This is a genomic window from Desulfogranum marinum, assembly GCF_963675105.2.
In the GTDB taxonomy this organism is placed as follows: domain Bacteria; phylum Desulfobacterota; class Desulfobulbia; order Desulfobulbales; family Desulfobulbaceae; genus Desulfogranum; species Desulfogranum marinum.
The window spans coordinates 977,890-990,943 of sequence record NZ_CAXXRO010000004.1; the positions used below are offsets into that span (position 1 = coordinate 977,890).

General features: G+C 44.5%; 12 protein-coding genes. 3 read left to right on the top strand and 9 right to left on the bottom strand.

Going from position 1 to position 13,054, the window contains the following annotated elements:
• Positions 1-57: 57 nt before the first annotated feature.
• From rsmB to ACHZCY_RS13280, 6 genes are all read right to left on the bottom strand, one after another.
• Positions 58-1,467 (bottom strand): 16S rRNA (cytosine(967)-C(5))-methyltransferase RsmB, encoded by a 1,410-nt coding sequence (gene rsmB / locus ACHZCY_RS13255; protein WP_319549225.1) that lies wholly within the window; start codon positions 1,465-1,467, stop codon positions 58-60.
• Positions 1,468-1,862: 395 nt separating this feature from the next.
• Complete coding sequence (locus ACHZCY_RS13260) at positions 1,863-3,455, bottom strand: ATP-binding protein (RefSeq protein WP_319549226.1); 1,593 nt, start codon at positions 3,453-3,455, stop codon at positions 1,863-1,865.
• 983 nt (positions 3,456-4,438) lie between these two features.
• On the bottom strand, positions 4,439-5,209 hold the full coding sequence (locus ACHZCY_RS13265) for a transglutaminase domain-containing protein (protein ID WP_319549227.1): 771 nt from the start codon (positions 5,207-5,209) through the stop codon (positions 4,439-4,441).
• A 141-nt stretch (positions 5,210-5,350) separates the two neighbouring features.
• Complete coding sequence (locus tag ACHZCY_RS13270; RefSeq protein WP_205222241.1) at positions 5,351-5,746, bottom strand: hypothetical protein; 396 nt, start codon at positions 5,744-5,746, stop codon at positions 5,351-5,353.
• A 326-nt stretch (positions 5,747-6,072) separates the two neighbouring features.
• Positions 6,073-7,539 carry a phosphatidylserine decarboxylase gene (locus tag ACHZCY_RS13275; RefSeq protein WP_319549228.1) on the bottom strand — a complete coding sequence of 489 codons (1,467 nt, stop codon included), beginning with the start codon at positions 7,537-7,539 and terminating at the stop codon, positions 6,073-6,075.
• A gap of 390 nt (positions 7,540-7,929) precedes the next feature.
• Positions 7,930-8,856, bottom strand: coding sequence for an RluA family pseudouridine synthase (locus ACHZCY_RS13280; RefSeq protein WP_205222242.1), 927 nt, complete (start codon positions 8,854-8,856; stop codon positions 7,930-7,932).
• A 596-nt stretch (positions 8,857-9,452) separates the two neighbouring features.
• On the opposite strand from ACHZCY_RS13280, the gene ACHZCY_RS13285 reads away from it, so the two are divergent.
• Both ACHZCY_RS13285 and ACHZCY_RS13290 read left to right on the top strand, forming a co-directional pair.
• Positions 9,453-9,923 (top strand): MauE/DoxX family redox-associated membrane protein, encoded by a 471-nt coding sequence (locus ACHZCY_RS13285; protein WP_205222243.1) that lies wholly within the window; start codon positions 9,453-9,455, stop codon positions 9,921-9,923.
• Positions 9,924-9,927: 4 nt separating this feature from the next.
• Positions 9,928-10,464, top strand: a complete 537-nt coding sequence (locus ACHZCY_RS13290) for a rhodanese-like domain-containing protein (protein ID WP_205222244.1) — start codon at positions 9,928-9,930, stop codon at positions 10,462-10,464.
• A gap of 229 nt (positions 10,465-10,693) precedes the next feature.
• Here ACHZCY_RS13290 and ACHZCY_RS13295 read toward each other — a convergent pair whose 3' ends face one another.
• From ACHZCY_RS13295 to ACHZCY_RS13305, 3 genes are all read right to left on the bottom strand, one after another.
• On the bottom strand, positions 10,694-11,245 hold the full coding sequence (locus tag ACHZCY_RS13295; protein ID WP_205222245.1) for an Hsp20/alpha crystallin family protein: 552 nt from the start codon (positions 11,243-11,245) through the stop codon (positions 10,694-10,696).
• A gap of 106 nt (positions 11,246-11,351) precedes the next feature.
• Positions 11,352-11,738, bottom strand: a complete 387-nt coding sequence (locus tag ACHZCY_RS13300; protein WP_205222246.1) for an Hsp20/alpha crystallin family protein — start codon at positions 11,736-11,738, stop codon at positions 11,352-11,354.
• Positions 11,739-11,782: 44 nt separating this feature from the next.
• Positions 11,783-12,229: an Hsp20/alpha crystallin family protein gene (locus tag ACHZCY_RS13305; RefSeq protein ID WP_205222247.1), complete on the bottom strand. Its 447-nt coding sequence runs from the start codon at positions 12,227-12,229 to the stop codon at positions 11,783-11,785.
• A 212-nt stretch (positions 12,230-12,441) separates the two neighbouring features.
• On the opposite strand from ACHZCY_RS13305, the gene ACHZCY_RS13310 reads away from it, so the two are divergent.
• The gene (locus ACHZCY_RS13310) at positions 12,442-13,014 is read left to right on the top strand and encodes a hypothetical protein (protein WP_205222248.1); all 573 of its coding nucleotides are present in this window, start codon (positions 12,442-12,444) and stop codon (positions 13,012-13,014) included.
• Positions 13,015-13,054 lie beyond the last annotated feature (40 nt).

The window sequence follows — 13,054 nt, forward strand, 5'->3', positions numbered from 1 at the left end:
GACAGTAAGTCAACGGGGTCATGTCTGGCGAACGATTATAAGCATTGTTGGCCTAAACTACAAGGCAGGAGCGTACAGGAGAGCCGCTGCAAAAAAACCGTCGTTGGTGGGTGTTGGCAGTGGTTTGAAAAGGCCTTGTGCATCAACAAAGCAATGAGCGGTTGCAGGGAGCAAAGTACGTGCATCCACGATGGAATAGTTTGGTGTGGCAGCCAGGAAACGGGCGATGTTTTCCTCATCCTCCTCCGGCTCCATTGAACAGGTCGCATAGACCAAGATACCGCCAGGGTTGAGCAGTGATGCACCAATGGTAAGCAGCTGTATTTGATTTTTTTGGAGCTCAGCAATGTCTGATGGGCATCGATTCCAGCGGATGTCGGGGTGGCGGCGAATCACACCGGTACCGGAGCAGGGGACATCGAGCAAAATGGCGTCAAACCCCTGCGGGCGAGTTGCCGCAAATGCCTCCAGGCTTGATTGGACAATGGTCGTTTGTTGATTGAGCTGCAAGCGAGTGAGGTTCTCAAGGAGCAGGTTTGCACGTCGTTGGTCTGGTTCAACGGCTATTATTTCCCCATGGTCAGCTACCAGTTGTGCAAGGTGACTGGTTTTTCCTCCTAAACCTGCACAACCATCCAATATTCGATTTTTATCATGGAGTGAGCCTAGCAATACCGTGGCGAGTTGCGCTGATTCATCCTGTACCTGGAAGGCGCCTTGCGCGAATCCGGGCAGGTCGGTCACCATTCCTGTGTAGGAAGGCAGGTGTATCCCCAGGTTACTGTGGGTACAGTTGACAGCTTCTATGTTTTGTTGGGTAAAAGCTGTTACAAGTTCGCCTCTTGGCATAACCCGGGTGTTTACCCGCAGAGTCAGCAGTGGTTCGGTATTGTTGAGGCGACAGATATCTTCGCTTTTTTTCTTGCCGAATTGGCGTTGCCATCTATCAATCATCCAACCAGGGTGGTTGAGGATTGGGTGCCCTTTTGTTTGCGCTTGTTCAGGCGTGGGCAGAAAGTCTTTTTTGCGGGTCACGTTTCGCAGGATGCCGTTGGCAAAACCCTGCAGCCAGCGAGGTTGTCCCGCATCTTTTAAGGTGTCGATTGTTGCATGCACAGCGGCGGATGGTGGAATACGGTCCAGAAACAGGAGCTGATACACTCCGATTTCAAGGGTAACCAGCGTCCTTGGCTTCATTTTTTTCAAGGGATGTTTGGAGAATTGCTCAATGATGAAGTCTAGGTATTGTTTTTGGCGCAAAACGCCGTAGACAAGTGTTTTTGCAAAGCCTCTATCCCGCGGGGAAAGCTGTGTAGTCAGTTTGTTGAAAAAGCCATCAACCGGCGTATTCGCAGCCTGCCGGCCAAGGAGAATGTCAATGGCTGTTGCTCTTGCAGAGCTGTTTTTTGCTGTTTGAGTTTGTTGCTTACTGGATGGAGATTTGCTTTTTCGGGGTTTGGATGTCACGAAATTTCTACTCTTTGTTTGCTTATGGTGAGCGCTCCAATAAACGGCTTGTTGAAGGGCGAGTTAACTAAATTTGATACTTGCTTGAGTTATCTAGTTTGAGATGCCGGTAAGTGCGTCAGTGATTTGTGAATCGTAGGCTAAGGCATCCCAGGGGGTAAAATTTTGATTCTAATCGGCGGCATAGATGGGTCTGTTGATTTGCTGGAATTTTCGTTCAAGATCAGGTAAGCGAAGCCTCCGAGGTATGATGAAAAAATAACCGCAGGCATATAGTTGATACCGGAGTCTACGCTTCCCTTTGAGGATTGTTTTTTTAACATAACCAAGAGATTGGGGAAAAGGCAGTAAATCAAATGGCTCACAGATGGGACAGGTATTATTAGACCTATGACCTACTGGTCTAAAACCTCCCTGACGGCAATAGCTATTTTTTTTCTCGTAACCGGTTTCATCATAAATTTTTTAATCCCTATTTCTTGGGCTTTTTTTTCTGAAAGTATAGAACTATATCCTGTGCACAGGATTATGGGAATTTCAGGCCGAATTTTTAACATTTCAATTGCCAATTCCTCCCCTGTAAGGTGAGGCATGGTCTGATCGGTAATAATAACATCATATTTTTCCGGGGAGGCCCGGAAAGCATCCAGTCCTGCTTTGCTGCTGGTTGTACTCACGACTGTATACCCAAGTTCCTCTAGAATTTCTTTATACATAACAACGATATTTTTCTCATCATCAACAACCAAAATTGTTTCACTGCCGGTGAGGATAGTCTTCTTCGCTTCCGAATCAAATGGAACAGGGGATTTACTAACAACTGGAAAATAAATGTAAAATTCGCTCCCCTTTCCCTGTTCACTTTTTACATGAATGTGCCCTCCAAAACTTTTAACGATTCCATGGACTATGGCCAAGCCCATACCACTACCTTTGCCGAATTCTTTTGTTGTGAAATAAGGTTCAAAAATAGATTTGAGCTGACTTTCTTTAATACCACAACCAGTATCTGTGACCACCAGTTCAACATGCGGCCCTTCCGTTATATTGGGTTTGTCTACCAGGTCAGAAGGTTTCAAAGTAATTTCTTGTAGCTTAACTGTTAATATTCCTTTTTCAGCTTCCATCGCGTGCAAGGCATTTGTGCAAAGATTTACAAGAATTTGATGGATACCGATTGGACTGGCCAGAATAATTCCACAATCTGGGTCAATTTTTTGCCGGATTTCTATTGTTGTAGGCACAGTTGAACGAAGCAGCTTGAGCGCCTCTTGCACAGAAGGAGACGGATTCATAGGATAGGCATCTTGACCTCTTCTGCTGAAGTCCAAAATCTGCTGAACCAATTCGGCCGCCCTCTTACAGCCCCGAAGGATTGTTTCTAGATACCTGTTTAAGTCACTTGATTGTGGAATTTGTAGTTGGAGAAGTGAGGTGTACCCTGTAATAGTTTGCAGGATATTGTTAAAATCATGAGCCATGCCTCCTGCCAACTGACCGATCGCATCCATTTTCTGAGTGTGCAATAGCTGCGCTTCAAGCTTCCTTTGTTGCTGATCCGCCTCTTTCTGAGCAGTTATGTCTTTAATAATACAATACGTTTGCTGAAATTGACCATGGGCGGTTGTGCCCACCCTTCCATCAAGGTTGACGAACAGAAGAGAACCATCTTTTTTTACCATTTCAAATTCAAAGCCAAGTATTTCGCCTATCGCTTTGAGTTTGGGGAAGTTTTTTGTAAAGTGTTCCTGCCAGTCAGGGGCTAGAAACTCTCCAAAATTCTTACCAATGACCTCCTCCCTTGAATAACCTAAAATATCTAACCAGGCTTGGTTTGTCTCTATGAGGCAGCCATTTTCATCCAGGGATTGATATCCTAAAGGAGAGCGATCATAGAGTTCCCTTAAATATCTATTTTCTTGAACCAAACGCTCTCTTTCGTTTTCAAGTTCTGCCATTCGTGATTTTAGCTTTTCAAGCTCAGACAAATGCAGTCCTCCTTTTGAATTGTGAGGCATCACAACGAGTTGTAAAATAATTTGGTAGTGTCGTACCCGGGACTCGATAAAGGACAGAGACTGTCATGCTTCTGCATTTTTTTAGGCAGGACAATCAGTATTTTACGCATTCATATCACTCGATAAATAGTTCCTCATCCATATTCATTGCACTACGTTCAATTTCAAATCCCAATGCCTTGGCGTTATCTTTATGAAAGCTTTTCCAATTTTTTGCCGCCTCTTCTGATACTCTAGCGAAGTTTTTACGAGTTATCTTGTCTTCTTGGATTCTTTGCAGCTATGTCGACCAGCAAATTTTACGAGGCTCATTCCTTGTAACTTCAGGAGGCGAATCTAACCAGTTAACATATTCTAAAGTTGGCTTGTGGGTTCATGGCATTATTCCCTCCGCTATTGTGGACCTCTTTACACTCCTCTCCCTAGGCAAGTTACTCCACTGCTAAAAAAAACGACAGCTTTATCTTGTCGCTGTATCAATTGTTTACTTCAAGTCGACCTGACAAAGAACAACACTGCTACATTATGGCAACGTTGAGATAATAGTGATTGTCGCAACCTCATCTGGTAAGCATCAGATGTCAGGGTGCGGCCTGCAAAGGAGATGCTTTTTCTTGCTCATGAAAGGCAAGCTTCACTTCCACGTCCCATTCCTCTGTCCAGGTTACTACCCAGAGCGCTGCGAAGAATTTTGTAATGGCAAGGTTCATTGCTCAAACGTAACTTCAGATAATTAGTCACGTGGTTTGTAACTAATTGATTTGTTATAATTAAAAACTGTAACTGTTTACAGGTGACTCCGTGGGGCGACTGTGAGTAGCAGCTCCGTAACGGTATTAGCCCAGGTTTCTTCGGGAAATTGTCAAATAGAATTAAACCTGGCACTATAAGAGTGTTAGCCCGAAATCCGGGTTGATATGTCTAGATAACGTATAGATTTCTACGCCTTAGGTTTATTTTTCCAGATACGGCACTTTATCTAACGGTGAGAGGGGGACCGGTCTCGCTGAGAAGGGGTGCTGGTAGTCAACGGTTTTAAAAATACCTATTGACCTCCGTTTGGAAAAGGACGGAAAGGGGGATGAATATACCGCTGTTGGATCCAGGTAAAACCATCGTCCGGTTAAATAGATCCCAACGTAGACATGCGATGCGGTTGGAGGGGCACCGCCTTCGGTATGGTGGGCGGATGCAATAAAGACATGCCAGCGGGGCAGGACACGACCCAGCAAAACTGCAAAAAGATGTGCCTTGGAAAAACAGGCTGACCAGACAAGCTCATCGTGATCGGCAAAATATGTAGCCAACTCTTTGATGGATGGCCAACGGTCGGCTGCAGTTATGGTGCTATAGGCCGTGCCGTTGACACGAACATTTCCTCCAAGCCAGCTCCACACATCTGCAATTCTTTTCCAGATTTCTTTTTCTGTACGCGGCCAAGTGGTGGGGACGCCGATAGCTGTCAGGAGATTCCGAACCTGTTTTGATCCGCTTTCGTAGTTATGGAAAAAGGTGTCGGTTGGCTCGTGGGCAGGTGTTCCGACGCGCACCCAGAAATTCCAGAAACGAACATAGGTGATTTTGCCCTCGTGCATAGTCTTCATGACTGTCATTTCGGGGTGGAGTCTACGGGCGATTTTTATGGGATGCCGAGCATTTTCCGGATTGATTTCCCAATCACTATAGCGCGTCTCATTCTTTTCCCCTGCCTTTTTTACACCCATCTTGTCGGCCTCCTGCTGAACGATACAATCGTTGATGTTTTTATCAGCAAAGCATCTGATTATGTCCGGTAACATATAATGTGATCCGAGAAGTTCCCGGATCACATCTGTTCAAGGCGAAGGCGTTATTTTTCACACTTTCTAATGCGGACATTTTTCCAATAACCTTTCTAGTTCAGGTTGTGCGTATTTTTTTGGAATAGCTGCTAAAGGGGCCTCAGAGAATGCTATCTCTACGGGCTTGGGTATTGCCAAAATATGCCTTTGGAAACCGACAATCCCAAGTTCTGCTTTGTGGTCTCGGTGGGAAATGACTTTCACTACTCCAAATTTTTTCTTCTTTAATTTAGGGACTGGAATCTCCCATATATCATTTGGGCTAAGTTCCGATTTCATTGTCTTGAGACATTCTTCTTTGTCGTCAAGGAACGCGATAAGGACCTCTACATAATCAAGAGTGGGGTTAACGATTTGGATAGTAGTGCCAAGGCCAAATCTCCTTTCCCAGGTTCCAACGAGATATGAACTGAATGACATGTTTTCCTCCTTTATTTTAGCTTATGGTTGCCTTGGGCTCTTTGAAGCCAAAAAGTAGAGGCAACCGTAAATAAACTGCGGCCGGCCTAAAAGCGTCTTGCCAAGAGGCTGTCGGGTGGCTTATGCACCATAAGGTGAGCAACGCTCTGATGACGATGAGTATTAACTCGCTGCCCAGCCACTTGTTTTTACTCTATACTTTGGTTTTGAAGGGTGCCGAGGTGTGGTGCCATTTCTTTTTTCTCATCTCGGTCCAATTTTACCTATTATCCGTGCATTGTTTATTTGGGCTGCTCTGCTTTCGTGGCCGAAGGTGCGTTTGCACCTTAATCCAAAGACCAAGGAGATTTTGGAGCAGCTCCAATGTTAATCACTCCAATTTGGTTGCCCATTCGGGTTTGAACGGCTGGAGAAATCATCTCTTTTGAAAAAAGGAGAATATTAAGAGAGCCGCCAAAAAAGAAGTTGCCTAACTTGGTTTTGCCCTTTTGCACCTTTCCGCCAACATCAAAACAGTTCACATGGTCGGTATGTTCGCTGTCGCAGGTGTTCAGCACTACCGATCCGACAGAATTCAGGCCAACTGGAATCGAGGCTAGATAGCCGGTCTTTTTTTCCGGTGTTTCGCCGGGTAAATTTTCATATTCCATTTTGATGACTATGACGCCGCGCTGGAAAGCCTGAAACTGGCTGAAATCAGTTCCCGGACGTCCTACGTTTCCGTCAGACGGAACCCAGTTTGGAAAGTCAGGATAACCAAAAGTGCTTGGTGTGCCGGGAGTGCCGGTCTTGACAACCTCCGCATGGATGACCGTGCCGTCTACCGGAGAATGGAAATGATGGTAGGTGTTGGGCATCAACACGCACGTCAGACCGCTTCCGCCAACAAATTGTTCCTTTATGTCTTCCGGCACCGTTCCGAGTATGTCATTGATTGAAATCGGGATGTTTTTGACATCAAGCACCGTATCTAGTTGGAGTGGATTTTCGATATACCTACGTTCGTAGGTATGTGGAGATTTTTCTACCTGTTGAACCAAAGGGTTCATTATGCAGTCCGTGGGAGAGACGACCACATAGTCTCGACCCGGCATGGTGACTGGGCGGCTGGGGTAGGAATCATTCTGGTCGCTTTTTAGATTACGGGCAAAGAAATCGTTCCAACTTGCATAATCAGCTGCCGTTGTCTTCCGGTAGTCATCAATTTCAATGCGCGGGTCTTTGACCCATTCATGGACAAGCTTTGCGGATTCTTTACTGTTCATATAGTTCAAATATTCTTCATTCCATTTGGAAAGAAAAGTAGGACCTGTTTCCAATGTGTTGTCCTGTGACAGAGGGTCGCGCCCCTGAACAAAATCCTGACCTGCAGGGTTTTGGTAATATGCCCATGCAAAATACAATATTGGATCAAGAGCATTATCTGCCCCCCCTTTGATTTCAGGGAGGGTTGTGCACCATTGTTGGAACATCTTGACCATCATCTGGTGCATCCCCCTGCCACTGTCTGCAGCCTTCCATGGATTTGCAGCAGACCCTTTATACCGATATCCCGCCGGGAGGTCTGTTAAGCCGGCATAAACTTTGTCGAAAGCCTTTCTGGTTGCCGGGTCTGTATCGTACTGAAATTGAAGATACTGTAATGAAGCGCTGCAGGGCGATATTTTCGGCTGGTTACTAGTGTGATAGTTGGATGGTGTTTGCTGTTCACGGTGAATCGCATTGTTTTTCGGCAGCGTTGCGCACCCTGCAAGAAGATAAACTGATAAAAGTATTATTATACATTTCGGCATACTCTCTTCTCCGTTTGCTTCTAACAAATTGTTAAATAAAAAATGGATACTTGCCTCTTTTGATATCTTTCACGGTTTGAGGTGGACATGTTCGTTCTCAGCGATATGTCTGTTCAATGCTGGGGCATCCTTTTGAGGAGTTATTTTTTCAGAGAGGTATATTTAACCCCTACATTTTTTATGCAAAATGCGATCCATCGTGTCATGAAAAGATATGAAGGGCAAATAGCAGGTGGGCAGGGCAACGACAAGAAAAGGCGGGAGGGGTAAGAGTGAATTTGGTTGATATGAACCAAAAGAGGTGGTCCATATCAACCAGAAACCAAAAATGAAGAGTTTTTATGCAGTAAAGATCTTTTGCAAATTTTTAGCCGGTGACAGTCAATATCTTCACTTCTTTTTTTTAGAACGAAACAGTTTTAAAAATTGTCCTGGAATACCTGTGTCAAAGCGGAGTGGTTCCCCGGTCGTGGGATGGGTGAAGGCAAGCACCTGGGCATGTAGCCCCATGCGTCCAATGGGGTTGCAACTTGAGCCATATTTTTTATCTCCGACGATAGGATGTTGTCTGTCCTGCATGTGCACTCTGATTTGGTGTTTTCTGCCTGTTTCCAGGGTAATTTGCAGCAGCGAGAAATCGTTGTTTCCCTGTATTTTTTTGTAATGGGTAACCGCTTTTTTACCCAATTGCTGATTTTGTGAAGAATAGACAATAAACGCTTTGCTCTCAGTTAACCAAGAGGTGATTGTACCTTCTGGTGGAGAGACGACCCCTTCTACCACCCCAACATAGGTACGTTGGCTGATCGTCGTGGCCCAGGTTTCCTGAATCTCACGTTTGATATGCTCGCTTCTGGCGAACATGAGGAGACCGGATGTTTCTCGATCAAGCCTGTGGATGATGAAAATTTTGTTCTCTGGATCTTCAGTTTTCGCGTAGTTGCTCAGCATCGAATAGGCTGTTCTGCGTTGTTCCTTATCCGTGGCAACAGTCAACAGGCCGGAAGGCTTGTTGATAATAATAAGATCCTGATCAATATAGATGATGTTCAATTCACGAGGATGCTTCTCTTTTACAATTCGATCCCAAAGTACTTCAACTTGTTGCCCGGGAAGCAGAACATGATCGAATTGGGTGACGGTCTCTCCATCGACGGACACTTGCCTGTCCCTAAGAACTGCTTTAATAACCTTTCTTTTTTTATTCGGTATATTGGTAAGCAGGCTGGCAAGAAGCGTATCCTTATTCTCAATCGTATAGGAGGAGGTATTCTTTTTTTGTTTTTGCGAAGGGGTACGATCCTTGGTGTTTTTCATCAATTTCACGAGGTAAAAGTATGCTTGTTCTGGTTGGCTGATGGTTTATTTTAGCGTCTGGTTAATATACTCTTTTTTTGTTTTGAAATCTTCACTATTTGTCAAGAGTGTCAGGGCAACCAAAAAACGGTAACTGTTCAGCAGTACCCCAACTCTTCACGATATGCCCGCCCTGCATACCAATGTGTCGCAGGTGGGGCTTATCTGCCAATCGGTCAGCTTGTGAATATTTGGAGCACTGCGGAATTGTTGCCATCATTGTTTTTTCGCAGGCCTAATCTGTTAACTTCCCATTGGAAAATTTTATGAGAAGGAGATGGTGTATTAGTATTACCTGTTTGACATATCGAAAGTGCCTATAGTATTTACATTTCTTCCGATTATTTCTGGGTGGAGGCCCCCCCTTCATCAATTCGGGATTGTTTGACATAGCCGTATGCTAAAGTGATAGCGTTTTAGAAATACATCTTTGCCGGATGAATCAAGCCCCATTGAAATTTATCGGAAATTAATCATCTGAAATACTCTTCACAGGTGTATGCCTTGTTGGGAATAAGCAATTTCGTTTCTTGAGAGACTTAAACCACATGAGAGTAATGGACTGGCTGTATAAAGTTTGTCGATGGATACTTGGCGGCATATTTATTTATGCAGGTACCACGAAGCTATTGGCCCCTGCAATATTTGCTACCTTGATCGATGCTTATGGAATCACTCCCGAAAGTCTGATCATGCCGGTCGCAATCACGCTACCACTGTTGGAAGTAATGGCCGGAATCGGGCTGCTATTCGATATTCGTGGAAGTCTGGCCTTGATTGCCGTCCTGCTGGTACTGTTCATTGCCATACTTTGGTACGCGATTTCGATGGGGCTGGATATTGATTGTGGCTGCTTCGGACCGGAGGATATCGAAGCGAAAGCGTTTCATGGGCTCAGATTGTCTTTGTTTCGGGATATGGTCATGTTAGGTGGAGTCGCTTTTATATATGGTTGGCGCAGGTTCGGGAATATTTTTCCGATAGCAACGATGGATTTGGTGAACACATTATTGAGTAAAAGGAGATAAAGAGATGCGTATAGAGAAATTGATTTTAAAAGTGGTGTTGGTTGTTTGTGTGGTGGCTGGAATGGTTTCTCCTGCCGCTGCCTTTTTGGGCGACAAATTTAAAAAAGAACGGGAGAAGGAAGACGGGGCAATTAAGTTGGTTCGGGAAGTTCAGCGTGGCGGGTACGATGTGGTTGCTACCGAAGAACTGAAAAAATGGATTGATTCCGGACAAGATATACTCATCATTGATACAATGCCACTGGCTGCCAGTTATGAAAAACAGCATGTGCCGGGTGCTGTTCAGTTTTTGTTTCCCATACCAGACATGGAGCAGTGGGATACTAACGAAACTGATGGTAAAACCCAGGAAGATTTCATAAACTTATTGGGTGAAGATAAAGACAAGCGTATCGTAATTTATTGTGGTTTTGTTAAATGCACCCGTAGTCATAACGGTGCAGCCTGGGCCGTCAAACTTGGCTATAAAAACGTTTATCGGTATCCAGGAGGCATCTTTGCCTGGAAAGGATCTGACTATCCGATTGAAAAAGCAGAATAAATAAACATATTGGACGGTCCTCGCTCGCTCGCATAGATAGGGCGTCGGAGTCTGCGTTTACCTGCAAAAAAAAATCGCGCCTGTTCCATATAGCCTGCTTATGGCAGGAGCAGTAAATAATAGGTGGGTGTGTCCTGCCGGTTTTTACCCCTTACCAAACAGCAGGGGCTCTTCAACGGAATTTGGAAGGCTTTGCTGTCTGGTAAAGGGTTTTTCCCTAAGGTTGCTTTCAGGAACTTGTAATCTCAATTGTTTTGCCCGTGTGGGGAACTACCTTTTGTCTGGGCATGGTTACCGTCAATACACCATGTTTAAAGTTTGCCTGGATATTATCCTGGTCTATATCATCGGGTAAAGAGAGTACGCGCTGGAAAGAGCCATAGCTCCTTTCCATTCGGTAATAGTTCCCCTCTTTGGTTTCCTTTTCTTGCTTTTTTTCGCCTGTGATTGTCATGGCGTTGTCAGCCACGTTGATCATAACATCTTTTTCAGTGACACCTGGAATTTCGACCGTAAGGATATACTCCTTGTCTTCTGCACGTAAGTCAACCTGTGGTTTCAGTAGTCCATACGCACCCAATGGTGTTTGATTTCCACCAATTAAGTCTTTAAAGACGTTGCCGAATAACGTATCGAACAGTCCTTCAGCGCTATTGGGAAACGTAGCCGGAATTTTTTGTACTCTACCCTTTTCAACCGGTACTTTATTCACCGGTACTGAACGTTCCAGCTCTTCCTCTTTGCTAAACCAGTTCCACGGTGCAAGACTCTTTAGTTCCATGGTTGCCTCCTCTGCTTTGGAAGGGAAAAGCGTTTCCGCAGGGAACTGCTCATCCCTCCATGATTATACAGTTTATAATCTCATCGGCAGTCTTTTGGAGCTGTCATTATCCAGTGGTAATTTTAATTTGTTTGGGTTTGGCAGCCTCCAGTTTCGGTAATTGTAATTGCAGAACACCATCCTGCAGGTGCGCTTTGATATTAGGGATATCTATAGATTGCGGTACCGAGAAGGTACGACTATATTCAGCTGCGCCGAATTCCTGCCACCTGGTAGCCCCAGAATCAGTCACTGTTCTTGTGCCTGATAAGTATAATTTGCCGTTGTCAATGTTGATGGAGATGTTCTCTCTCTCTACACCGGGCATGTCGGCGTGGAGCAGTATTTCATTTGTATTTTCGAAGATATCAACTGCTGGAGTAACTACAGGCAATTCCCTGGCTGCGTTGACCTCATGTTTGTTGCTGGGTGTTAATGCTTTGTTGTCGCTCATTGTTAAACTCCTTTGCACCAATTTCTATTAGAGGGTATTTCTGCTTAGCTGATGGCGATTTGTTTTGGTTTTGCAGCCTCTGATTTCGGCAGTGACATGGTCAGGATACCATTATGGAGTGATGCTGTAACTTTATCAGCATCTACTTCGTACGGTAAAGTGAAGCTTCTGGAGAAAGAGTTTGCCTCCCTTTCTGTTCTGTGAACAGTATATCCTTCCGGCACTTCTCGAGTTCTTTTACCGCTGAGTTCCAAGTAGTTTCCCTGGATTTTGACGTTAATGTCATCTTTTGATACTCCCGGCACCTCAACAATAACCTCCAGGTTGTCACCGGTATCGTTCAGGTTGGTTCGTGGATAGTTGTCAGCTGTTGCCCAGGGATGTCGTTGTTCAATAACTCGGTCAAAATCCTGAAAGGCACTGCCAAGCCTGGAACGAAAAATGTCCATGTTGTTTAACATTTTTTCAAGTTCATTCATCCGGGTCCACATGTTTTTTCTCCTCATGTATGTGTTTGTATTTGTATGAGTAATTCGTTTTGTATGCTGAAAAAATAGTTATGATTTTTTAGGTGTCAACTCTATTTTATGCAAAAAAATAAAAGCATGTCTGCATTACTTTTTTTATTTGCTTTGACATGGTAATGCTTCAAGGTTATCTTTTTTCGTATATCCAGTAAACTTATGGTTGAGGAGCAGGAAAAATGACAGCAGAATTTCCCGATTTGGGACTTTCGGCCGATTTGTTAAAGGGAAAGCAGTCCATTCGGGCAACTTTTAAATTGCCGGTTGAAATAATAAAACTTCTGAGTATTGCTGCCGCACAGTTGGGGATAAAACAGAAAACTCTGTTTGATCAGCTAGTTGAAGATCGTGATGTTTTATCCCAGGTTGCCAGGGAAGTTAAAAATAATGAACGAACGGCTAGAGAACGACGCCAGAAAACGCTCGTGTTGAGTCGTAATTCTCTTATTTCAATTGAAAAAGTTGCGCACGAGTACGAACTGCCAAGGGATGTGTTGGTGGAGGTGTCGATTAGGCGTCTGCTACCGGTCATAGATGCGGAACAGCAAAAGCAAAAAAGACGTAAAGCTGTTCTTGCGGAATTAGAGCAACATCACCAGCAGGGGCTACTGCTCTTACAAAAGACAATGAAGCTTGTCGGAAAAAATGATCGTGTATTCACGCGAATGAAACAGGTGCTGGAGCAGGAGGAGAAAATGCTACAGGAAATACAGGAAATAGTCCTTCGTGGACAACGCGTGGAAACATTTTAAGTCGCAGGTGAGCCCAAACAGTGCATCTTCTTCCTTGTTT

Bases quoted from the DNA above. Each gene is read 5' to 3' on its own strand.
- ACHZCY_RS13265 (WP_319549227.1), bottom strand. From the start codon at position 5,209: ATGGGTGTAAAAAAGGCAGGGGAAAAGAATGAGACGCGCTATAGTGAT.
- ACHZCY_RS13270 (WP_205222241.1), bottom strand. From the start codon at position 5,746: ATGTCATTCAGTTCATATCTCGTTGGAACCTGGGAAAGGAGATTTGGC.
- ACHZCY_RS13275 (WP_319549228.1), bottom strand. From the start codon at position 7,539: ATGCCGAAATGTATAATAATACTTTTATCAGTTTATCTTCTTGCAGGG.
- ACHZCY_RS13280 (WP_205222242.1), bottom strand. From the start codon at position 8,856: ATGAAAAACACCAAGGATCGTACCCCTTCGCAAAAACAAAAAAAGAAT.
- ACHZCY_RS13285 (WP_205222243.1), top strand. From the start codon at position 9,453: ATGGACTGGCTGTATAAAGTTTGTCGATGGATACTTGGCGGCATATTT.
- ACHZCY_RS13290 (WP_205222244.1), top strand. From the start codon at position 9,928: ATGCGTATAGAGAAATTGATTTTAAAAGTGGTGTTGGTTGTTTGTGTG.
- ACHZCY_RS13295 (WP_205222245.1), bottom strand. From the start codon at position 11,245: ATGGAACTAAAGAGTCTTGCACCGTGGAACTGGTTTAGCAAAGAGGAA.
- ACHZCY_RS13300 (WP_205222246.1), bottom strand. From the start codon at position 11,738: ATGAGCGACAACAAAGCATTAACACCCAGCAACAAACATGAGGTCAAC.
- ACHZCY_RS13305 (WP_205222247.1), bottom strand. From the start codon at position 12,229: ATGTGGACCCGGATGAATGAACTTGAAAAAATGTTAAACAACATGGAC.
- ACHZCY_RS13310 (WP_205222248.1), top strand. From the start codon at position 12,442: ATGACAGCAGAATTTCCCGATTTGGGACTTTCGGCCGATTTGTTAAAG.